Here is a 21,677-nt window from a genome sequence, read left to right as displayed (position 1 = left end):
GTTGCCCACCGACACAGCAGTACACAGCAACCTCAGAGGTACGACCTTCAGAAACTGGCGTGCGGTGCGCCGATTCCGGGGTCGATCTGCACCGGGCCCGACGCCGACGGCGCCACCGGGAAGTCGAAGATCGCCGTCGGGATGTAGACGGTGGCACACGAGTTGGGGATGTCGACGACGCCGGACAACCGTCCCTCGATGGGTGCCGACCCGAGCAACAGATAGGCCTGCTCGGGGCTGTAGCCGAATTTGGTCAGGTATTCGATTGCGTGCAGGCACGCCCGCTGATACGCCAGGTCGGAGTCGAGGTACCGCTGTTCGCCGTCCAGCGTCACCGAGGTTCCGGAGAAGGCGATCCACTCCGAGTACTGCGGATCGGTGTTGCCCGGCATGAAGATGGCGTTCTCCCGCACACCGTAGGTGTCCATGCCGCCCTTGATGAGGTCGACGTGCAGATCCAAGAAGCCGCCCATCTCGATGGCCCCGCAGAAGGTGATCTCCCCGTCGCCCTGCGAGAAGTGCAGATCACCGAAGGACAGATTGGCCCCCGGGACGAAGACCGGATAGAAGACCCGGCTACCTTTGGTGAGGTTCTTGATGTCCTGGTTGCCGCCGTTTTCCCGCGGCGGCGCGGTACGCGCGGCTTCGCCTGCCACTCTTGTGAATTCGTCTCCGCTCAAGGAGCCCAGGATGGCCTGCTCGGGCTCCGGCGGAAGTGCCAGGGGCGGTACCCGGTCCGGATCGGTGGCGATCAACGCCCCCTCGCGGGCGTTCCAGGTGGCCAGCAGCTCGGCGCTGGGCGCGGTACCCATCAGACCGGGATGGACGATGCCGGTGTACTTGACCCCGGGCACGTGCCGGGAGGTGGCACTCTGACCGGCGAAGTCCCAGATGGCCTTGTACGCGTCGGGGAACTGGTCGGTGAGGAACCCGCCGCCGTTGAGCTTGGCGAAGATTCCGGTGTAGCCCCAGCCCTGGCCGGCCAGCGGACCGGAATCCTCCTGCGGTATCGGCCCGACGTCGAGGATGTCGACGATCAGCAGGTCGCCCGGTTCGGCCCCTTCGATGGCGAACGGCCCCGACAGGCAGTGCACACCTTTGAGGGGCGCATTCAGGATGTCTTCGGCGGAATCGTCGTTGCGGATGGCGCCGTCGAACCATTCGCGGCAGTGCGCGCGGAAGGTGTCGCCGGGTTTCACGGTCACGGCGGCCGGGATGTCCGGATGCCAGCGGTTGTGACCGACGATCGGTTGGTCGGTGAACTTCTTGGTTGAATCCAGCGGGAACAGCAACTCGGGCACGCGGACCTCCTCTATTCGTTCCGGGACACCTCAATGGAACCGGAGGATTAGGCTCGACGCCATGCCCACCTATTCGTTCCGGTGCGAGCAGGAGTGCCCCGACTTCACCGCGCAGTTCCCCATGACGGCGATTCCCGATCAGCAGCTCTGCCCGGAGTGCGGCACTTCCGCGCGCCGGCGCGTCGGAAGTCCTTCACTGGGCAACGCCAACAGTGCAGCGATGCGCTTACACGACGCCACGCGGGGCAGCGCCGACAATCCGGCGGTGGTGAAGAGCCTGCCGCCGGGTCCGCGACGCGCTCCGGTGACCACCAATCCCCTGCACCGTCGACTACCCCGACCGTGAGTCCTGTATCCGCGGAAACGGTTGCGCCTCTTCGAGTTCGAAGGCCAGCTCCAGCAGCGTCGTCTCCCCGCCGGCCGGGGCGGTGAACATCATGCCGACCGGCAGCCCGGCTGCCGACTGCGCCAGGGGCAGGGAGATCGCCGGGTCACCGGTGATGTTCTGCAAGGGAGTGAAGGCCACCCAGTCGGAGAGCCGGCCGATGATCTGCTCGTAGTCCGCGGTGGGGTCCAGATACCCGATCCGGGGCGGCTCGTCCGCCAGCGTGGGGGTGAGCAGGACGTCGTATTCGCGGGCCAAGGCGGACAGGTGCCTTCGGGTCCTGGCCAGCCGCAGCAGAGTCAGCGGCAGCCGGTGCAGATTGCCCGCGGCGTGGCGATCGAGCCCGAGGGTGAGGTTGTCCAGCTTGGTGCGGTCGAAGGAGTCGCCGAACCTGCGTTTGCCCCCGCGCACCAGGGCCATGGCCAGCAGTGCCCAGTAGAGCACGAAGTCGTCTTCGAACGAGGTCGGCACCGGCGGCGCGACGTCGAGGAGTTCGACCCGGTGGCCCAGCCCTTCGAGCAGCGTCGCCGTCTTGAGGGTCAGATCGCGGATCTCGGGACCGCACTCCCGGCGGATCGAGGAGGTGAACACCGCCACCCGCAACCGGGTGCGGCCCGGGCCCGTCACGTCCCCGATCGGTGGCAGCCTGGTGTTGCGCCACGTGCGCTCCACCTCGCGGTAGAAGGCCGCGGTGTCGCGCACGGTGCGGGTCACCACTCCGTTGGCGACGATCCGGATCGGCATCTGCCTCATGTCCTTGTCGAGCGGCAACCGTCCGCGGGTCGGCTTGAGCCCCACCAAGCCGTTGCAGGAGGCGGGGATCCGAATCGACCCACCGCCGTCGTTGGCGTGGGCGATCGGCACGACACCGGCGGCGACGAACGCCCCCGCCCCCGACGACGAGGCACCCGCGGTGTGCTCGGGATGCCAGGGGTTGCGCACCGGTCCCAGTCGCGGATGCTCGGCTGCGGCGCTGAACCCGAACTCCGACATCAGCGTCTTGCCCAACGGTATGAGACCCGTCGCCAGGTAGGCGCGGGAGAAGTCGCCGTGGGCGCTCCGGGCCCGGGGCAGCCACGCGTCGGTGCCTTCCATGGTCGGCATCCCCGCGACGGCGACATTGTCTTTGATGAATGTCGGTACGCCGTCGAAGAATCCGCCGTAGGGCGTCGGTGCGGCGGCGCGGGCACGGGCCTCCTCGAACGCCCGGAACGCCACGCCGTTGAGGTGGTCGTTGACGGCTTCGACGCGGGCGATGGCGGCCTCGACGGCTTCGGCGCGGCTGATCGCGCCACGCGCGATGGCCGCAACAGTGCCCACGGCATCGAGGTCGGCGAGGGCATCGTCGGTGAATGCGGAGATCCGGGTCACACTCCCGACGCTAGCAATACACGTGTCTAATAAGAAATGTCGGTACGGTGTCGTCGTGGCCCACAGCAAATGGACCCGGTGGCTGGCCGCGGCGCTGTGCGCCGGCGCCGTGACCGGGTGCAGCACGACGGTGGCCGGCGTACCGGTCAGCGAGGGCGTCGACGAGACCGTTTACCGCGACGTGACGGTCAACGACCTGCCCCAGCTGCTGCTCAAACCCACCGAGTTCGACGACATCCTCGGGACCGGCAACATGGCGATCAGCGACACCTCCGAACGTGCGGTGGCCCTCGACCCCGGGCAGACCGTCACCGGTGACGCCGGCTGCCTGGGAGCCGCGTTCTCGGCGATGGCCGATGTGTACCGCGGCACCGGCTACGTCACCGCCCTGGGCCAGCGGGTCACCCAGCCGGACGACAGCGCCGACTACATCGCCTTCCAGTTCGTCGCGCTCTACCCCGGCGTTCGCGGCGCCGAACGCTTCCGCAGGGAGTCCGAGACCACCTGGCAGGGCTGCGCGGGCAAGCCCGTCAGCCTCAAACAATCCGACACCGTCACCGACACGTGGACCATCGGCGACACGTCCACCTTCGGCGGCATCGTGTCGGTGGTCAACATGCAGGAGGGCGGCGACGGCTGGGCCTGCTCACGCTCTCTGGGTGCGCGGTCCAATGTGGTGGCCGATGTGGCGGCGTGCGGCGCGGACGTGACCGTCGAGAGCAGCGCCACGATCGTCGCCAAGATCCTCGGCAAGATTCCCGGCTGACAGCCCGGCGGGGCACCGGAAAAGGAGAAACCCCGCGCCTGACCGGGATCACCGGCCCCGAACGCGGGGTCTCTGTGTCTGAGCGGATTGGTGTGCCGCTCAAGCCTGTTCTGCTAGTTGCCGGTTACTGCTGGCCGACCTCGAACCGGACGAACCGGGTGACGGTCACGCCGGCCTCGTCGAGCAGCGCCTTGACCGACTTCTTGCTGTCGGACACCGACGGCTGATCCAGCAGCACGACGTCCTTGAAGAACCCGGTGAGCCGGCCTTCGACGATCTTGGGCAGCGCCTGCTCGGGCTTGCCTTCCGACTTGGCGGTCTCCTCGGCGATGCGACGCTCGTTGGCCACGATGTCCTCGGGCACCTCGTCACGCGTCAGGTACTTGGCCTTCAGCGCGGCGATCTGCAAAGCCACGGCGTGCGCCGCTTCCTTGCCCTTGGCAGCGTCGGAACCGGTGTACTCGACCAGCACGCCGACGGCCGGCGGCAGGTCAGCGGCCCGCTTGTGCAGGTAGGCCTCGACCGTGCCCTCGAAGAACACGGCACGACGCAGTTCGAGCTTCTCACCGATCTTGGCCGACAGGTCAGCGACGGCCTGCTCGACGGTGCTGTCGCCCAGCTTGGCGCCCTTGAGCGCGTCCACATCGGCGGCCTTGGCCTCGATAGCAGCCTCGAGAACCTGGTCGGCCAGAGCCTGGAACTCGGCGTTCTTGGCCACGAAGTCGGTCTCGGAGTTGAGCTCGATCAGCGCGCCGCCCTTGGCCGCCACCAGACCTTCGGCGGTGGCACGCTCTGCGCGCTTGCCGACGTCCTTGGCGCCCTTGATGCGGAGCAGCTCGACGGCCTTGTCGAAGTCGCCGTCGGACTCGACGAGCGCGTTCTTCGAGTCGAGCATTCCGGCGCCGGTCAGCTCCCGCAGGCGCTTGACGTCGGCAGCGGTGTAGTTAGCCATATGAGCCTTCCTTCGAAATTACGAAGCGTCGGGGGTGGTCTCAGCGGACGGAGCCTCGGCGCCGGCGCCGGTGGTGGCACTGGCGAGCAGCTCCTGCTCCCACTCGGCCAGCGGCTCGCCGGCAGCGGCTTCGGGCTTGCCGTCGCCGCTGTTGATGCCGGCGCGCGCCTGCAGACCCTCGGCGACCGCGGAGGCCACGACCTTGGTCAGCAGCGCAGCCGAGCGGATGGCGTCGTCGTTACCCGGGATCGGGTAGTCGACCAGGTCGGGATCGCAGTTGGTGTCCAGGATCGCGATGACCGGGATGTTCAGCTTGCGGGCCTCGCCGACGGCGATGTGCTCCTTGTTGGTATCGACGACCCAGACGGCCGACGGCACCTTCTGCATATCGCGGATACCGCCGAGGCTGCGCTCCAGCTTGTTCTTCTCACGCGTGAGCATGAGGATTTCCTTCTTGGTGCGACCCTCGAAACCACCGGTCTGCTCCATCGCCTCGAGTTCCTTGAGGCGCTGGAGGCGCTTGTGCACGGTGGAGAAGTTGGTGAGCATGCCGCCGAGCCAGCGCTGGTTCACGTACGGCATGCCGACGCGGGTGGCCTCATCGGCGATGGACTCCTGCGCCTGCTTCTTGGTGCCGACGAACAGGACGGTGCCGCCGTGGGCGACGGTCTCCTTGACGAACTCGTACGCCTTGTCGATGTAGGTCAGCGTCTGCTGCAGGTCGATGATGTAGATGCCGTTGCGGTCGGTGAAGATGAACCGCTTCATCTTGGGATTCCAGCGACGGGTCTGATGCCCGAAGTGGGTGCCGCTGTCCAGCAGCTGTTTCATGGTCACGACGGCCATGGTTGTGCCCAGCTTTCATTGTCGGTTGTCGTTCGGCCTCGGGTGATGCCGAACCCTGGCGTCTGCGTGCATGCCGGACCCGTGGTGGACACGGGACCGCCCGGCATGCGGATGCAACCCTCAGAAGTTCGGGGCCGCGGCGCAGGCGCGCGAAGTCAACTCACTCGCGCGAGTTGCGGGTAGAAGTTTACACCCTGCTAACAGGTGCTTTGTCCACACAGCGGCGCCGATCCCCAGGTCCGCCGCGGGTGGCTGGCGGACGTCGACGGCAACGCGCTGAACTGCGGAGATGCGCGTTCTGCTGACTGTACTGGTGGTTCTGGCGACTTTGGGCGCCGGGACTGCCGGTGCGGATGCCACCCGGTTGCAGTGGCCGCTGCGGCCGGCCCCCGCCGTGCTGAGACCATTCGACGCACCCGCGCCGAACTGGAAACCGGGTCACCGCGGCGTCGATCTGGGCGGCGCCGACGGCCAGCCCGTGTATGCCGCAGCGCCGGCGGTCGTGGTCTTCGCCGGCGTCCTGGCCGGACGCCCGGTGGTGTCACTGCAGCACCCCGGAGGGCTGCGCACCACCTATGAACCCGTGCAGGCTACGGTGCGGGCCGGCCAACCGGTTGACGTCACGACGGCGGTCGGGACGCTGACATCCGGCCACGCCGGCTGCGGTGCACCGGCGTGCCTGCACTGGGGCGCGATGTGGGGTCCGGCCGCACGCGCCGACTACGTGAACCCACTCGGGTTGTTGACCACCACACCCGTGCGCCTCAAGCCCCTGCCGCCTTAACGTCGAGATCATGACGGCACCGACGAGCGCCCACCGCACCCGACCGCCTCGATTCGGCGTCACGGCCGCGGCGCCGCGGGGTCCGGACTGGGCCCAGTTCGCCGCCGGAATCGAAGCCGCCGGATTCGATGTCGTGACACTGCCTGATCATCTGGTGCCGACGCTGGCGCCGTTCGCCGCTTGTGCTGCCGCCGCGACGGCCACCACCCGGCTGCACACCGGCACCCTGGTGCTCAACAACGATCTGCGGCATCCGGTCGACACCGCCCGGGAGGCCGCGACGCTGGCCGCGTTGTCCGGTGGCCGCTTCGAACTGGGCCTCGGCGCCGGCCACATGAAATCGGAGTACGACGCGGCCGGGCTGACCTTCGATCCGGGCGCCACCAGAGTCGCCCGGCTGATCGACGCGGTGGAGATCGTGTGTGCCCTGCTCGACGGCCGCACCGTTGATGTCGAGGGCGCGCACTACCGCGTCCGCGCTGACGCCGGCGCACTCGTCGCACCGCCGCCACACCATGTACCGCTTCTCGTCGGCGGGAACGGCACCGAGGTGTTGCGCCTGGCGGGCCGGTGCGCCGATATCGCCGGATTTGCCGGCTTCAGCCACAACCGCGACGCCACTCGAGTCCGGTTGACCCATTTCGATTCCGAGGGCCTGCTCGATCGCATCGCCGTGGTGCGCGAGGCCGCCGGTGACCGCTTCGAGAGCATCGAGCTCAACGTGCTGATCCAGGCGGTGGTGCACACCACCGATCAGCACGGCGCTGCCCAGGAGCTGGCCGCCGCCTTCGGCTCCGGGGTCACGGCGGACGAGGTGCTGGCGTCACCGTTCGTGCTGATCGGCACCCATGAGCAGATGGCCGAGGCACTGGCCGACCGGCAGCGCCGATTCGGAGTCAGCTACTGGACGGTGTTCGACACCTGGGGCGATCGACCGTCCGCGGTTCCCGATCTGACCGAGGTGATCACTTTGTTGCGCTGACCCGGTCCAGGAAACCGAGGATCGCCGCGACCACCGTGTCGGGCTGATCGCGTTGTACCCAATGCCCCGCTCCCGCAACCACTTTCAGCTCCGCATCCGGGATCAGCGCGGCCGCTGCTCTCGCACGTGCCACCGGAACACCGGAGTCGCGGTCGCCGTGCACGATCAGTGTCGGCGGTCGCACATCCGCGAGCCGGCTGCGGTAGTCGGTGGCGAGGCGGTTCCAGCGGATCTGTTCACGCTGCCACTGCGCGAACGCCTCGAAGCCGCACCCGGACCGCGCTGCCGTCATCACCTGGCCCATCAGCTCGGTGGTGCGCTGGGCAGGATCACGCACCAGCGACGACATGCTCCACGCCATCCCCGCTCGACTGGCGGCCAGGCCCCGCGTCATCGCGCCCAGGAGCCCGCCGCGCAGCAACGCCCAGGTGAGCACCTGCCGGGGCAACGACCACAAACCGTCGCTCAAGCGCGGCATGAGCCCGTAGCTGCCCAGCAGCATCACCCCGCGCACCGCCTCCGGCCGCGCCAGCGCGTGACCGACAGCCATGCCCCCGCCCAGCGACAAGCCGCCGATGACATGCGGTCCGGCCGTGGTGGCAGCCACGAATTCGCCGACGTAGTCGACCAACCGCTGTTGCGAGGCCGGCCACGGCGCCGGCGGGCTCAGGCCGTAGCCGGGATGGTCGGGAGCCAGTACTCGGTATCCCGCAGCGGCGAGCCTGGGCGCCAGCCCAGCCCACGACAGCACGGCGTTGTCGACGCCACCACCGTGCAGCAACACGACGGGCACATCGGAATCTCTTGAGGGGGGCCGCCATTCGAGGTAGGACACCTGACCCCAGGGCAACTCGACGGTCGATCTGCGCGCGTCGATATGCTGCCCCTTTTCTTTCGGCCGATGTGGCGATCCTAACCGGCCCGGCAGACTGGCCGCATCGGCGAGTTGAGGAAACGACCCCCCGGCAGCCGCGGTCTCGCGAGTCCGTCGACGTGCTGCTGGAGGCTCCATGAACCCATCGTGGACTCGAACCCGAGCGCGGCCAACTCGCATTCGCACCGGCCCCTGACGTGCGACGACGGGCCGTCAGGTTTCAGGCCCGGGGATGGGCTTGATCGTGCACCGCACGCAACCGCGCCACCGTGACATGGGTGTACAGCTGAGTGGTGGCCAGCGTGGAATGGCCCAGCAGCTCCTGCACGATCCGCAGATCGGCGCCGCCCTCCAGCAGATGCGTGGCCGCGCTGTGCCGCAGACCGTGCGGGCCCATGTCCGGAGCTCCGTCCACCGCCGAGACGGTCTGATGCACGACGGTGCGAGCTTGCCGGGCATCCAGTCGGCCCCCTCGGGCGCCCAGGAGCAGCGCCGGCCCGGAGTTCCGGTTCATCAACGCGGGTCTGCCGTCGGAAAGCCACATCCGCAGCGCATCTTCGGCGGGTTCACCGAACGGGGCGGTGCGTTGTTTGTCGCCCTTGCCGAGCACCCGCAGCAGCCGCCGGTCCAGATCCACGTCATCGACGTCCAAGCCACACAGCTCGCTGACCCGGATACCCGTCGCGTACAGCAGTTCGACGATCAGACGGTCCCGCAGGGCAAGCGGATCACCTTCCTGTGCACCGGTTTTGGCGGCAGCCATGGCGGCCAGCGCCTGGTCCTGACGCAGCACCGACGGCAGTGTCCGTCGAGCCTTGGGCACTTGCAGTCGCGCGGCAGGATCGCTGTCGAGCAGTCCGCGCCGGGCCGCCCAGGCGGTGAACGTCTTGACCGCCGAGGTACGCCGGGCCAGGGTGGTGCGCGCGGCCCCCGCGCCGGCCTGCGCGGCCAGCCAGGCCCGCAGCACCGGCAGGGACAGGGCTCTCAGGCCTGCGGTCGGCGCGCGTTCGGCGGCGAACTCGAACAGTGACCGCAGGTCGCCGAGATAGGCACGTTGGGTGTGCGGCGAGCGGCCACGTTCCAGCGCCAGGTACTCGGCGAACTCATCGAGCACCTGTTCGAAGTCGTCTCCTCCGCGCGGCACTCCCCTACCGTCGCAGACGCCGGCCCCCGAGCGGCTCAGGTCACCTGCGCGTGTCTATCCCTCGCCACCCTCGGCCTTGGCCAGTTCCTGCTTCCACTGCCGGAACGTCTCCTCGGTGCGGCCGCGGCGCCAGTATCCGGAAATCGATGCCCACTTGGCGTCCACACCACGTTCCTTACGGATGTACGGCCGCAGGTTGTGCATCACCGCCTGCGCCTCACCGTGAATGAAGACGTGCACCTGACCGGGGAGCCAGGGTGCGCTCTTGACGGCCTCGATCAACGGGGCGTGGTCGCCGGCATGGTCCTCGGGTACCAGGTCCGCGCGCCCACCCCGGTAGATCCAGTGCACCTGCACGCCTTCGGGCGCGGGCAGGGGCAGCTCGTCGTCGGGTCCGGCGACCTCGATGAACACCTGCCCCGTTGCGTCGGCGGGCAGTGCGTCCAGCGTCGAACTGATCGCCGGGATGGCGGATTCATCGCCGGCGAGCAGATGCCAGTCGGCGGCCGGGTCGGGCGAGTAGGCACCGCTCGGTCCCAGCAGATAAACGCGTTCAGCCGGCTGCACCCTGCCGGCCCACGCGCCGGCGATGCCGTGGTCGCCGTGGGTCACGAAGTCGATGGCGATCTCGCGGGCCCGGGGGTCGGCGTAGCGCACGGTGTAGGTGCGCAGGGTCGGCTGGTCGTGCGCCGGGAGTTTCTTGAAGCTGTCCATGGTCAGCGGGGTGGGCAACGAGGCCATATCCACCGCGGAAGGGATGAACAGGATCTTCACGTAGGAGTCGGCGAACTCGCTCGGAGTGAAGGTGTCGAATCCATTGCCTCCCAGAACAACTCGCACCATATGAGGTCCCAGTTGCTCAGTTCGCACTACTTCGAACGCGTGTAGTGGTCGGCCCGCCACATCGCCTCCCATCGTCGTTTGCTTAGACCATCGACTATACGAGCCGGGCGAGGCGCAGCGGTTGGTCCCTCACAGCATGCGGCGCAGCTCACCATTGCGACGGAACACCGTGTGGCGCAACACCAGGGCGACGTGCACCCCGATGACTCCGAGAAACACCACCTGCGCGGTGATGTGCATCCAGAGCCAGTCCACGCTCACCGCCACCAGGAGCAGGCCCGACACGGGCACCAGAAACAGCGAGGTGAGCAGGAGCTTCTCGGCCGCCGACTCCACCGTCCGTTCCCGCGCCGAGAGGTAGGGCGCCCACGGGGGAAGCGGAGCGGTGGTCCGCCACAGCACCCGCGCCAGCCCCAGGGCCAGCAGCGTCAGCCCCAGGAGTACGTGGGCTTCGGGCAGGGAGATTCCGTCGCGCACACCCGCGCCGCTGAGCAGGTCGGACACCGCCACACCCACATAGTCGTCCTCCCGCGCATCGAGTTGATCCTCCAGGCCGTCGATGTACGCGTCGAACGCATCCTCACTTGCCTCGCCACCACGCTCGGCTGCCTCCTCACCGCGGTCCTCGAGTTCGTCGATGCGTTCGTCCTCGCGATCGATGGCGGCGTCGTCGGCCTCCATGGTGAGGCCGACGCCGAACTGCGCGGCGACGGCGAGCACGGTGGCCCAGTGCAGCAGCTTGGTGACCGAGCCGTAGCCGTGCGGACCGTTGCGCAAACGCATGCTGGTTACTGTCCCGCGACGCTCGCCGTTTTGTTGGCCGAACCCGATCCCGACTACCTTCAGCTAGACTGAAGCTTGTGCACACAGTGGTGGTGGCTGCGTTACCCGACACCGTGGCGTTCGATCTCACCGTGCCCGTCGAGGTGTTCGGGCGCGTGAGGCTGCAGTCGGGCGAGCCGGCCTATCGTGTGGTGGTGTGCGGGCTCGAACCCGAGGTGGGCGCGGGCCCGTTCCGCATCGTCACCGACCGCGGCCTCGATGCGCTGGACCAGGCCGACACCATCGTGGTGCCCGGCCGCAACAACGTGACCACCCCGCCGCCGCATCCGGTGGCGGGAGCGCTGCACGCCGCGTTCGCCCGTGGCACCCGAATCGTGTCGATCTGCTCCGGCGCCTTCACGCTGGCTGCCACCGGCCTGCTCGACGGTCGCCGGGCCACCACACACTGGGTCGGCACCGAGGCATTCCGGTCGATGTACCCGAAGGTGCTGCTCGACCCGGATGTGCTCTACGTCGACGAGGGGCAGATCTTGACCTCGGCCGGCGCATCGGCGGGCATCGACCTGTGCCTGTATGTGGTGTACCGCGACCACGGCGCGGCCGTCGCCGCGGAGGCGGCCCGCCTGTCGGTGGCTCCGTTGCACCGACGCGGCGGTCAGGCCCAGTTCATCGTCCAACCCGTCTCTCCTCCTGCGGGTTTCGGTCCCCGCCAGGATCTCGACGACGTGCTCGGCTGGATCGAGTCCCATGCCCATCGCGAGCTCACCCTGGACGAGATCGCCAGGCAGGCGGCCTTGAGTGTGCGCACACTCAATCGACGGTTCCAGGCCGCAACCGGCCGGACTCCGATGCAGTGGGTGACCAGTGTCCGCGTGCGTCATGCTCAACAACTGTTGGAGACAAGCGATCTGGGGGTGGAGTCGATCGGGCGCCGCGTCGGGTTCAGTTCAGCGGCGAACTTTCGGGAGCAGTTTCGGCGGCTCACCGGGGTTCCGCCACGGCGCTACCGCGAGTCGTTCCGCGGTCCGCTGGCGGGTTGACCCGGCTTCACCACATGAGCCCGCGGATCAACTCCACCGGTGGGATGTCCTCGAGCGCGATGAGCCCGTGCGGCGCGCGGCACACCCAGTCGATCGCGTTGACCACCCGTGCCGCCGTCGAAAGGCAGCCGGCATCGGTGAGGTCCATCGCCGGGTGAGACACATGGGTGTTGAGCACCACGCGCGGTTCGCCCTCGACGATCACCCGGTGTACACCCGGCTGGTTGTCGGGCGGATATTCCCAGTCGGGTGCCGAGGCCGCGGTGAGCCGGTTGATGTGTTCCATGGTGATCACGGCAACCCCGTCGCGGACACCCTCTACCGCGAACCGGACCGCCGCCATCTGCCCCGGTTCCACCGTCGTCATCGGGCACTCGATGCGCTGGTCGGCGAACCAACGCTGCGAACGCTCGCGAATCTCGTCGAGCTCGATACCCAGTTGGTCGGCGAGATTGCGTATCAGGCCTCCCCACATGGACGCGATGACGCCCGGCATCAACGCCAGCGGTGTCTCCTCGGATGTGGAACCGAAACCCATTGTGACGCCCGTGAACTCGTAGTCGTCATAATTGCCGTAGTCGAAGATTTCCTGCACGGTGACCGACCTGGCCCGGGTGACGAGGCTCAGCGCGCTGTGCACTTCGGTGTCGCCGGAGTAGCCCGGATCGATACCGTTGACGAACAACGACGTGTTGCCGGTCTTGCACGCTGCCATCAGAGGAGCACACAGCCAGTCGTCGGCGAAGCGGGGAGCCACCAGCCACACCATCGACGTGGCGACCACGTTGACACCGGCGGCCAGAAAAGCCGACATCTGTTCGATTGCGACCGTCGGACGGGTCTCCCCCTGGGCGGTGTACACCACGCAGTCGGGCCGCAGCGCGATCAGTGCGTCGATGTCATCAGTGGCCAGAATCCCCGTCGCCTCGTCGAGGCCGCACAGTTCCGCGGCGTCGCGACCGATCTTGTCCGTCGCTGCGGCGTGCACGCCGACCAGTTCGATATCGGGCCTTCCGATGATGGCCCGCAGGGAGTGGCGTCCCACATTGCCCGTCGAGAACTGGACCACTCGGCGCATCTGTCCCCCGATCGCGGCAGTGGATACCTCCGACCAGAGTCAAACACAGATCCCGGATCGTACGGGCGTTTCACCGAACAGCGGCACGGGTTATCGTCGCACCATGGCAGTGGTGGACCGACCTTCGGCGCGAGAAGCCAAGCGTCTGCAGACGCGCGAGCGGTTGATGGGAGCCGCCATCGCGGAGTTCAAACGGTCCGGCATGGCTGACGCCGACGTCCGCGCGATCGTGGCCGCCGCGGGAGTTGCCCACGGCACCTTCTTCTTTCACTTCCCCACCAAGGAGCATGTACTGCTGGAACTGGAGCGGCGCGAGGAGGAGCGCATCGCCAAACAGCTCCGGCGTTTCGTGGCGGCGGACAACACGCTGTCAGAGATCCTGGACGAGGCCGTCCGCCTGGTCGTCGGGCTGGAGCGCCGACTCGGGGCCGTGTTGTTCAAAGACTTCCTGGCCCTTCACTTCTCCCAGAAGCGGCCGCAGACCGAAGGCACCGGCGACCACCCGGTGGTGGTGGCCGTCGGACAGGAGATCGAACGTGCCCAGGCCACCGGTGAGGTCGATCCCGACGTCAACCCGTTGAACAGCGCGGTGTTCTTTCTGCTCGGGCTCTACGCGCTGTTGACCACCACGCACGGCTGGGCGTCCCAGACCGCACTGCTCGACGACTACGTGGTCAGGACGATGCGCAGCATCGAAGCGCGCTGATTGGTTGACTTAAGTCAGTTCGGGTGCCACTCTCGAGGCCGGGTTCATCGGCATCGAGGGGACGTTCACATGCCTGCATCAAGCCTGCACCGAACCGGCATGGGCCTGGATGAGCACCTGGAGCAGTCGCAGACCGCTCAACGACAGGCTGACAAGTGGCTGATCTCCGGCAGTTTGCTGATCGGCACCGCCGCCCTGGGCGTCCTCGGACTTCCGCTGTTTCTGCGAGGGGTGTGGTTGTTACGCCGGGCCCAGCGCGACGGCCTGACCGTGCGGCCCATGCTGGTGACGTTGATCGGATATCTCGTCATCATCGACGCTGCGATCAACACGGTTGGGTGGGCGTTGGACCTGGTGGCGAACCACACCCTGCTGGCCCGCGTACTGCTCAACGGCTGGGGAAACATGTTCGACGCCGGGTATTTCTGGCATTACAACGAGCTCTGGCTCGGTGGTGCCGCCGGACCCGGGGAGAAGGCACTCGAGGTGGGGCTCATCCTCACGGTGTTCACCATGCGAATCGCCGCAGCGATCGGCTTCCTGCAGATGAAAAGGTGGGGCCACCAGTGGATGATCATCACCTGCTGGATGGGTGTGGTGATCTGGTGTACGTACGTGTTCAACATGACGATGTTTGCCGACGTGCGGTTCGCCGGCACCGTGCTGCCGGTTGTCGGTTGGTGGCTCTATGACATCTTCTACATCACACCGTTCCTGGCCATCCCCTACCTGCACTCGGTGAACCGGGAGATCTTCTCCGACTGAAGCGCTCTACTTGTTGACTTGAGTCAGTGAGATTGTTAGAAAGAACGGGCCGGGCGCGGGGGTGGCGACATCAGTGACATCGCCTGGCAGACCGGGAGGTTCGAAGATGGACTGGATCTGGGAGATCCTGCGTTACGTCGCGGCCTGGGGCGGCACCGGGTTGATCATCTGGTTCTGGTACTGGATGTTCTCGAACCTGGGCACGTTCTGAGCCGTCGTGACCGAGGCCGCAGATACACGCGCACAGAGCCTTGAACGCACCTGCGCGGTCACCGCGGTGGCACTCAGCGGCGGCCGCCGGCGGGGCGTGCACCTGGTGACCGGGCGGCAGCGACATTTCGGTGTCAACGTCGCAGTCGATACCGTCCGGGTGCCCTACCCCCCGCCCGTCCCGGAGTGGACCCGCAGGTCACTGACATGCGGTGTGGCCCTGCAATGTTCACCGTCCAAAGAGCGGCTGACCCGGTACCGGCTCAACGAGCTGTCGGCCCGCGAGCTGCGCGCGTTGGCCCTTGTCGAGGCCGGCGTCGCCGCGGGATGGATCGCGGCGAACTGGCCCGGACTGCTGCCCGAGGTACGCCATCAGCTCCCCCACCTCGAGATCACGCCCGCAGACACCGAGGCCGCCGACATGCTCGCCACTGCCGTCGCGATGGCCCGCACCGACACGCCGCTGGAGGTGCCGCCACTGATCGGCTCGCTGCCCTTGGCCTTCACCGCGCCGCAGGCGCTCTCGGACAAGCTGCGCCGCACGTTCGGCAGGATGCCCTGGACTTCCACGCAAAAGCGCCTTCCCCGCGCGCATTCGGTACCCGTCGGCGGCGACGGCGGCGTGCGCAACCCCAACCTGCCGCCACCGAGCCGGCCAGAGGACAACGACCTCGACGTCACTCCCCAGCACCGCCCGGGCATCCCGTACCCGGAATGGAACACATGGACCGACAGTTTCCTCCCCGATCACGTGGCGGTGCTGGAACGAGCACATCGCAACCGGCACCGGCCACCCGGTGCGGTATCGGCAGAGCTGCGAAAGTGGTTCCAGCAGCCCACTCATCGTGTGATGCGGGGCGGACTGGAGGACGGTTCCGACCTCGACGTCGACCGCTACGTCAGTCACTACATGAACTCACTCACCGGGGAGGCCGGTCGACCCCGGTTCTTCCGTGCGGAGACGCGCAGCGACCGTGATGTCACGACGGCGCTGCTGCTCGACGGCAGCTCCTCGCTGGGCGTCCACGGCGGCCAGATCTTCTCACTGGAACTCGCGTGCGCCGACGCGTTGTCGCGCGCCATGACCGCGGCGCACGAGCGACACGGCATCTTCACCTTCACCGGCAACACCCGGCATCGCGTCGAAGTGAACTGCCTCAAAGACTTTCATGACCGCCGGTTCGTCCCACCCGGCAGCCTCGGCCTGGTCACCGGTGGGTACACCCGCCTCGGGGCGCCGCTGCGTCACCTGACCCACCGGCTGGCCGCCCAGCCCTCCCAACGCCGACTGCTCATCGTGCTGGGAGACGGGCTGATGTCCGACGAGGGCTACGAGGGCCGCTACGCCTGGGCCGACACCGCCCATGCCGTCGAAGAGGCCGCCGACGCCGGGGTGAGCGTGTACTACGTCGGTGTCGGACCCACCCGGGTAGATCCGCTGCCGGAGGTGTTCGGCCCGAGGCGTTCTCAGCGGATTCGCCGCGTCGAGGATCTGCCGCGGGTGCTCGCCCATGTCCACCGCCAGCTGGTCACCGCATGACCACAACGACCTATCTCGCCCACGGCACCGAGGTCGAGTTGTTCGAACGGGCCTTCCATCAACGACTTCCCGTGATGCTCACCGGCCCGACCGGCTGCGGGAAGACCCGCTTGGTGGAGCACATGGGCGCACTGCTGGGGCGGCCGGTGGTCACGATCAGCTGTCATGACGACCTCACGAGTTCGGATCTCGTCGGGCGGTTCCTGGTGACCGGTGGCGACGTGGTGTGGAACGATGGACCGCTGACCCGGGCGGTCAAAGCCGGTGCCATCTGTTACCTGGACGAGGTGGTCGAGGCCCGGCAGGACTCCCTGGCCATCCTGCACTCACTGACCGATCACCGGCGCACCCTGTATCTGGACCGAGCCGCCGAAACAGTTTCCGCACCAGAAGATTTCATGCTGGTGTGTTCCTACAACCCGGCATACCGCAGCTCCCTGAAGGAGCTCAAACCGTCGTTTCGGCAACGGTTCGTCACCTTGGCGATGACCTACCTGCCGGCCGCGCGCGAAGCCGAGGTGCTCGTCACCGAGGCGGGCGTCGACCTGGCCGTCGCACACCGGCTGGTGCGCTGCGCCACCGCAATCCGAACTGCCGACGAGGTGTTCCACTTCGAGCCGCCGTCCACCCGGACGCTGGTCACCGCCGCGCAGCTGATCGCGGCTGGGACAACCGAACCGGAAGCCGCCGAAGTCTGCATGCTCGCCCCACTCTCCGGCGACGGCGCCGTGACCGACGGACTGCGAGAGATCGCGGCGGCCGCCCTGGCAGCCCTCTAGGAAAGGAGTACCAGCCATGGACCAGAAGGAGAAGAAACGCAAGCGGGCGTTGATCGTCCTCCAGATCGTCATCTACGGCTACCTGCTTGCGATGTTCCTCATCCAGCTCTACATGTCCTTCACCCGCGGCTGGTGGGAGTTGTGAACCTCCCTGGGCTCAGCACCGGCGCCGGCAACAGCGGGCACGCGCTCGCCACCGCGGCCCTCGATGACCACCACGATGCATCGCGTGCCGCCCAGCGCCGCGCGGACAAGTGGATGATCGTCGGCGCCGCGCTGATGGGCATGTGGGCACCCGGCCTGATCGGCTTCCCCATCTTCATGCGAGGTGTGTGGTTGCAGCGCCAAGCGCTGCGCGCAGGTCTGTCGGTGCGTCCGATGATCGTCACCCTGATCGGCTACCTGGTGTTGATCGACGGGATGCTCAACAGTCTGGGCTGGGCACTGGATCTGGTGGCGAACCACACCCTGATCAACCGTGTGCTGATGGTGGGCTGGGGCAACATGTTCGACGCGGGGTATTTCTGGCATTACAACGAGGCGTGGGTGGGTGGCGCGGCCGCCCCCGGCGAAAAAGCCTACGTCGCCGGGCTGATCTTCACGGTCTTCGCCATGCGCGTCGCGGCAGCGATCGGCTTCCTGCAGATGCGCCGATGGGGTCACCAATGGATGATCGTCACCTGCTGGATGGGCGTGGTGATCTGGGCGGCGTACGTCTTCAACATGACGATGTTCGCCGACGTGCGCTACGCCGGTGTGGTGTTCCCGGTCATCGGGTGGTGGCTCTACGACATCTTCTACATCACCCCCTTCCTGGCAATCCCTTATCTGCACACGGTGAATCGCGAGATCTTCACCGACTGATCCGTTGAAGGAGCATCGCCATGACCACCTCATCACCCCTCAAAGACGCTGCAACCGAAGCTCTTCCGCCGGGGACCACCCCGTACTACGCGCGGATGCACAAGTACATCAAACGAGCAGTCCTGGTGTGCCTCGTGGCATTGGTGATCGAGGGCGCGTTCACCCTGCCTTTCATGGCGGTGTGGTACGGCTACCCCACATTGAGCCTCACCGAGGTGTGCAGTGAGCTCCTCAAGGTCCGCTACTCCGATGACACCCTGGAGTGCAAACACCCCTACCCCCCGCTCGGACCGCCCGAGGGCGCCGAGGGCAAGGACACTGCTCAGGACATCTGGGGTATCCAGCCGGTGCCTCAGTACAACCGCATCGGCTTCCGCGAACTGGTCCGCATCCACGAGGAGCGCGAGGCGCGTCAGGCCGCCGAACAGCAGTCGAACACACCCTGAGTCACCCTGCCATCGTCGTTGATCTCGTGATCCGCCACCTCCCCTCGTGGCGTTCCAGTAGCCCGCCGAGCTCCAGCAGTGCGAGTTGACCGAGTACCTGCACCGCGGGCACACCGGCGGCGACCGCGATCTCCTCGGCTGACCGGGCACCACGCCTGGGCAGCGCCTCGTACACCCGCTGCTGCAGCGGGTCGAGGCCGTCCAGTGCGGTGACCGGCCGTGCTGGTTCCTCGGCCAGCTCACCGATGCGACCCATCACCTCGACGATCTCCTGGGCGCGCGTCACCAGCTCCGTCTCCCGGTGGTGACGAAGCAGTTCGTGACAGCCCGCCGACGCCGCTGAGGTCACCGGGCCGGGGACCGCGCACACCGTGCGCCCGAACGTCCGAGCCCACGCCGCAGTGTTGGCGGCACCGCTGCGCAGGCCGGCCTCCACGACAACCGTGGCGCCAGACAGCGCGGCCACCAGCCTGTTTCGCGTCAGGAAGCGATAGCGCGCCGGCCGCACACCCGGTGGGTACTCGCTGAGCAGCAGGCCGCTGCCGGCGATGCGGTGCAGCAGCGCCGAGTGCCCCGCCGGGTACGGCACATCGATACCACCGGCGAGCACCGCGACCGTCACCCCCTCGCACGCCAACGCCGCCCGGTGCGCGGCGCCGTCGATACCGAACGCGCCACCGGAGATCACCGCGACGTCACTGTCGACGAGTCCGGCCACCAGATCGGCAGTCACCTGCTCGCCGTATGTGGTGCACGCCCGCGTGCCGACCATGGCCACCGCACGGTCGGTACGATCCGCCAGGTGCTCCGGGCCGATGGCCCACAACACCAGCGGTGGGTGGTCCTCGGGTTTGCGTTTGCCGTCCGAACGGTGCCCATCGAAGGCCAGCAGCGCCCACTCGGGCCACTGCTCGTCATCCGGGGTGATCAATCGGCCACCACGACGCTTCAGGATCTCCAGATCATCAGCGGCGCTGTCGATCTCATGCCTGGCCCGCACGTGGCCGAGCAGCCCGTCGTCCACCTGTCCGCGGCGCACTCGTTCCGCCGCCTCGACGGGGCCGACTTCGGTGACCAGGGCGGCCAACGGTGGGCACGGCGGCTCGGCCACCCGGGACAGATACGCCCAGGCCAGTAACGCGGTGCGGTCCTCGCTCATCGCGCAGCCCCCGGCTGGCGAAAGCTCAACGCCATTCCCACATCGGCCAGGTTCGGCATCGCTCGGCCGCCCAGATCGGCGAGGGTCCAGGCGACTCTCAAACAGCGATCGACGCCCCGGATGCTCAACAGGCCGCGGTCCAGCGCCGAGGCCAGTGGCTCCATGACCGATTTCGACGGCCGGTAGCGCCCTCTGCGCAGCAGCACGCCGCTGACCTCGGCATTGGTTCGGATCCCGTGGGATCTCCAACGCGCGGTAGCCGCTGCCCTGGCCGCCGCGACCCGTTCCCGCACAACGGCCGTGGGTTCACTGTCTTCGACGTTGAAGGCCGTGGTGCGTACCGGTTGCAGTTCGACCCGAAGATCCACCCGGTCCATCAGTGGGCCGGACAGCTTGCCGAGGTAGCGCCGCTTGTTCGCGGGAGCACACAGGCAGTCCCGCGGATCCGCCGGCGCGCACGGGCACGGATTGGCGGCCAGGACAAGCTGGAACCGGGCCGGGTAGTGCGCCACACCGTCACGACGAGCCAGGCGAATTTCGCCGTCTTCCAGAGGGGTTCGCAATGCCTCCAGCACACTCACACCGATCTCGGCGCATTCGTCGAGGAACAGGACGCCGCGGTGAGCCCGGCTGATGGCCCCCGGGCGCGCCATCCCGGATCCCCCACCGACCAGCGACGCGACACTCGAGGTGTGGTGCGGCGCCACAAACGGCGGCCGGGTGATCAGCGGCGTCGACTCCGACAACACCCCAGCCACCGAATGAATGGCCGTCACCTCCAGCGACTCCGACTCGGTCAACGCCGGCAACAGCCCCGGAAGCCGTTGCGCCAGCATCGTCTTGCCCACCCCCGGCGGGCCGGTCAGCATCAGGTGATGCGCCCCGGCTGCGGCGACCTCCACCGCGAACCGCGCCTGCGTCTGCCCCACCACATCGGCCAGATCCGCCGCGGACTCCACCGCCGGCGCCGCCACCGGGACCCGGCCGGGCAGCTGACCGCCCTCCAGCCACGCGGTGAACTGCCTCAGGCTGCTGACTCCGTAGACCTCGATACCGTCCACCAGACTGGCCTCGGCCAGGTTGTCCACCGGCACCACCGCCGCCTTCCAGCCGTCCCGCTGCGCCGCCAACAGCGCCGGCAACACCCCGCGCACCGGACGCACCCGGCCATCGAGTGCCAATTCACCCAGCAGCACACACTTTTCGAGTCGGTGCCACGGCTTCCCACTCTCGGCCGACATCACCGCCGCAGCCAGCGCCACGTCGTACACCGATCCCATCTTCGGCAACGTGGCCGGCGACAACGCCAACGTCAACCGCGACATCGGCCAATTCCCACCACTGTTGGTGATCGCCGAACGCACCCGATCTCGCGATTCCTGCACCGCCGCATCCGGCAGCCCTACCAGGTGAACTCCCGGCAGGCCGGAGTTGATATCCGCCTCGATCTCCACCGTCTCACCGGCCAGCCCGCGCACCGCCATGGAGAACGCCCGCCCCAGCGCCATCACCCCACCCCGACCACATGGCTGAGTTCCGGCTGCGGTGACCGACCCACCCGCACCCCGATCACGTCGATACGCACACCCGCCCAGCGCCGGTCCTGGCCGGCCAGCCACAACGACGCCAACCGACGCAGCCGGCGCACCTTGGCCGCCGTCACCGCCTCGGCCACCCCGCCGAAACCGTCCCCCGAACGCGTCTTCACCTCGACGAACACCACCGTGTTCGACGACATGTCCGCAGCCACGATGTCCAGCTCGCCGTACCGGCAGCGCCAGTTCCGGCTCACCACCTGCAGACCGGCGGCCTGCAGATGCTCCACCGCGAGCTGCTCACCGAAGGCACCCAGCTCGGTCCGGCTCAGAGAATTCCGAATAGTCATGCCCGCAGACTGCGACCGTCCGCCGACATCGTGCACCCGCACACTGCCGGATCCGCGCTCAACGGCCCCAGTTATCCACAGTCAGAACACCATCCACAGGGCGGCACGAACATCCGGAGTCTGCCGGGGCTCCTCCGGTTCCACGAACCAACGGCCCCTGCGGCTCATTCACGC

General features: G+C 67.7%; 24 protein-coding genes. 12 read left to right on the top strand and 12 right to left on the bottom strand.

Features of this window, described 5'->3' with window-relative positions:
• Positions 1 to 47 precede the first annotated feature (47 nt).
• On the bottom strand, positions 48 to 1,301 hold the full coding sequence (fmdA, locus tag NL241_RS13610; protein ID WP_487689237.1) for a formamidase: 1,254 nt from the start codon (positions 1,299 to 1,301) through the stop codon (positions 48 to 50).
• Between the two features lie 61 nt (positions 1,302 to 1,362).
• On the opposite strand from fmdA, the gene NL241_RS13605 reads away from it, so the two are divergent.
• The gene (locus tag NL241_RS13605) at positions 1,363 to 1,647 is read left to right on the top strand and encodes an FmdB family zinc ribbon protein (protein ID WP_494397810.1); all 285 of its coding nucleotides are present in this window, start codon (positions 1,363 to 1,365) and stop codon (positions 1,645 to 1,647) included.
• Here the strand turns inward: NL241_RS13605 and NL241_RS13600 are convergent.
• Positions 1,633 to 3,057 (bottom strand): amidase, encoded by a 1,425-nt coding sequence (locus NL241_RS13600; protein WP_494397809.1) that lies wholly within the window; start codon positions 3,055 to 3,057, stop codon positions 1,633 to 1,635. The two genes, NL241_RS13605 and NL241_RS13600, sit on opposite strands and share 15 nt — an antisense overlap.
• A gap of 55 nt (positions 3,058 to 3,112) precedes the next feature.
• Here NL241_RS13600 and NL241_RS13595 point away from each other — a divergent pair, with 55 nt between their 5' ends.
• Entirely contained in the window at positions 3,113 to 3,823 is a 711-nt protein-coding gene (locus NL241_RS13595) for a sensor domain-containing protein (protein WP_494397808.1), read from the top strand.
• Between the two features lie 124 nt (positions 3,824 to 3,947).
• Here the strand turns inward: NL241_RS13595 and tsf are convergent, their stop codons facing one another.
• Together tsf and rpsB are read right to left on the bottom strand one after the other, a co-directional pair.
• Positions 3,948 to 4,775, bottom strand: coding sequence for a translation elongation factor Ts (gene tsf / locus NL241_RS13590; protein WP_487689229.1), 828 nt, complete (start codon positions 4,773 to 4,775; stop codon positions 3,948 to 3,950).
• An 18-nt stretch (positions 4,776 to 4,793) separates the two neighbouring features.
• A complete protein-coding gene (gene rpsB, locus NL241_RS13585) occupies positions 4,794 to 5,621 on the bottom strand; it encodes a 30S ribosomal protein S2 (RefSeq protein WP_487689227.1) in 828 nt (275 codons plus the stop codon).
• A 289-nt stretch (positions 5,622 to 5,910) separates the two neighbouring features.
• Between rpsB and NL241_RS13580 the strand changes: the two genes are divergently transcribed.
• Together NL241_RS13580 and NL241_RS13575 are read left to right on the top strand one after the other, a co-directional pair.
• A complete protein-coding gene (locus NL241_RS13580) occupies positions 5,911 to 6,405 on the top strand; it encodes a peptidoglycan DD-metalloendopeptidase family protein (protein WP_487689225.1) in 495 nt (164 codons plus the stop codon).
• A gap of 10 nt (positions 6,406 to 6,415) precedes the next feature.
• Positions 6,416 to 7,387, top strand: coding sequence for a TIGR03621 family F420-dependent LLM class oxidoreductase (locus NL241_RS13575; RefSeq protein WP_487689223.1), 972 nt, complete (start codon positions 6,416 to 6,418; stop codon positions 7,385 to 7,387).
• On the opposite strand, the gene NL241_RS13570 is transcribed toward NL241_RS13575, so the two are convergent.
• The 4 genes from NL241_RS13570 to NL241_RS13555 all read right to left on the bottom strand — a co-directional run bounded on the left by NL241_RS13570 (position 7,371) and on the right by NL241_RS13555 (position 11,031).
• Positions 7,371 to 8,180: an alpha/beta fold hydrolase gene (locus NL241_RS13570; protein ID WP_487689221.1), complete on the bottom strand. Its 810-nt coding sequence runs from the start codon at positions 8,178 to 8,180 to the stop codon at positions 7,371 to 7,373. The two genes, NL241_RS13575 and NL241_RS13570, sit on opposite strands and share 17 nt — an antisense overlap.
• Before the next feature lie 301 nt (positions 8,181 to 8,481).
• Positions 8,482 to 9,405: a tyrosine recombinase XerC gene (locus NL241_RS13565; protein WP_494397807.1), complete on the bottom strand. Its 924-nt coding sequence runs from the start codon at positions 9,403 to 9,405 to the stop codon at positions 8,482 to 8,484.
• Between the two features lie 54 nt (positions 9,406 to 9,459).
• Entirely contained in the window at positions 9,460 to 10,308 is an 849-nt protein-coding gene (locus tag NL241_RS13560) for a siderophore-interacting protein (protein WP_494398304.1), read from the bottom strand.
• 69 nt (positions 10,309 to 10,377) lie between these two features.
• Complete coding sequence (locus NL241_RS13555; RefSeq protein WP_494397806.1) at positions 10,378 to 11,031, bottom strand: cytochrome b; 654 nt, start codon at positions 11,029 to 11,031, stop codon at positions 10,378 to 10,380.
• 77 nt (positions 11,032 to 11,108) lie between these two features.
• On the opposite strand from NL241_RS13555, the gene NL241_RS13550 reads away from it, so the two are divergent.
• Positions 11,109 to 12,071 (top strand): GlxA family transcriptional regulator, encoded by a 963-nt coding sequence (locus NL241_RS13550; protein WP_494397805.1) that lies wholly within the window; start codon positions 11,109 to 11,111, stop codon positions 12,069 to 12,071.
• Positions 12,072 to 12,078: 7 nt separating this feature from the next.
• Here the strand turns inward: NL241_RS13550 and NL241_RS13545 are convergent, their stop codons facing one another.
• Positions 12,079 to 13,149, bottom strand: coding sequence for an NAD(P)H-dependent amine dehydrogenase family protein (locus NL241_RS13545; protein ID WP_494397804.1), 1,071 nt, complete (start codon positions 13,147 to 13,149; stop codon positions 12,079 to 12,081).
• A gap of 103 nt (positions 13,150 to 13,252) precedes the next feature.
• On the opposite strand from NL241_RS13545, the gene NL241_RS13540 reads away from it, so the two are divergent.
• From NL241_RS13540 to NL241_RS13510, 7 genes are all read left to right on the top strand, one after another.
• The gene (locus NL241_RS13540) at positions 13,253 to 13,855 is read left to right on the top strand and encodes a TetR/AcrR family transcriptional regulator (protein WP_487689211.1); all 603 of its coding nucleotides are present in this window, start codon (positions 13,253 to 13,255) and stop codon (positions 13,853 to 13,855) included.
• 69 nt (positions 13,856 to 13,924) lie between these two features.
• Complete coding sequence (locus NL241_RS13535) at positions 13,925 to 14,620, top strand: hypothetical protein (RefSeq protein WP_487689209.1); 696 nt, start codon at positions 13,925 to 13,927, stop codon at positions 14,618 to 14,620.
• 217 nt (positions 14,621 to 14,837) lie between these two features.
• Positions 14,838 to 16,370, top strand: coding sequence for a nitric oxide reductase activation protein NorD (locus NL241_RS13530; protein WP_494397803.1), 1,533 nt, complete (start codon positions 14,838 to 14,840; stop codon positions 16,368 to 16,370).
• Positions 16,367 to 17,149: a CbbQ/NirQ/NorQ/GpvN family protein gene (locus tag NL241_RS13525; RefSeq protein ID WP_494397802.1), complete on the top strand. Its 783-nt coding sequence runs from the start codon at positions 16,367 to 16,369 to the stop codon at positions 17,147 to 17,149. Before NL241_RS13530 ends, NL241_RS13525 begins: the two co-directional genes overlap by 4 nt.
• A 16-nt stretch (positions 17,150 to 17,165) precedes the next feature.
• A complete protein-coding gene (locus NL241_RS13520; RefSeq protein WP_487689203.1) occupies positions 17,166 to 17,294 on the top strand; it encodes a hypothetical protein in 129 nt (42 codons plus the stop codon).
• Positions 17,295 to 17,407: 113 nt separating this feature from the next.
• Positions 17,408 to 18,013, top strand: coding sequence for a hypothetical protein (locus NL241_RS13515; RefSeq protein WP_487689396.1), 606 nt, complete (start codon positions 17,408 to 17,410; stop codon positions 18,011 to 18,013).
• 20 nt (positions 18,014 to 18,033) lie between these two features.
• Positions 18,034 to 18,459: a hypothetical protein gene (locus NL241_RS13510; RefSeq protein WP_494397801.1), complete on the top strand. Its 426-nt coding sequence runs from the start codon at positions 18,034 to 18,036 to the stop codon at positions 18,457 to 18,459.
• A gap of 1 nt (position 18,460) precedes the next feature.
• On the opposite strand, the gene dprA is transcribed toward NL241_RS13510, so the two are convergent.
• The 3 genes from dprA to NL241_RS13495 are packed head-to-tail and all read right to left on the bottom strand — an operon-like array spanning position 18,461 to position 21,503.
• On the bottom strand, positions 18,461 to 19,618 hold the full coding sequence (gene dprA, locus NL241_RS13505; RefSeq protein WP_494397800.1) for a DNA-processing protein DprA: 1,158 nt from the start codon (positions 19,616 to 19,618) through the stop codon (positions 18,461 to 18,463).
• Entirely contained in the window at positions 19,615 to 21,126 is a 1,512-nt protein-coding gene (locus tag NL241_RS13500; protein WP_494397799.1) for a YifB family Mg chelatase-like AAA ATPase, read from the bottom strand. Before NL241_RS13500 ends, dprA begins: the two co-directional genes overlap by 4 nt.
• A complete protein-coding gene (locus tag NL241_RS13495) occupies positions 21,126 to 21,503 on the bottom strand; it encodes a YraN family protein (protein WP_487689195.1) in 378 nt (125 codons plus the stop codon). Before NL241_RS13495 ends, NL241_RS13500 begins: the two co-directional genes overlap by 1 nt.
• Positions 21,504 to 21,677: the final 174 nt, after the last annotated feature.

It is taken from the genome of Mycolicibacterium sp. SMGY-1XX (genome assembly GCF_059132455.1).
The sequence above is the reverse complement of the archived record's forward strand: the minus strand, read 5'-3'. Positions and strand labels throughout refer to the sequence as shown.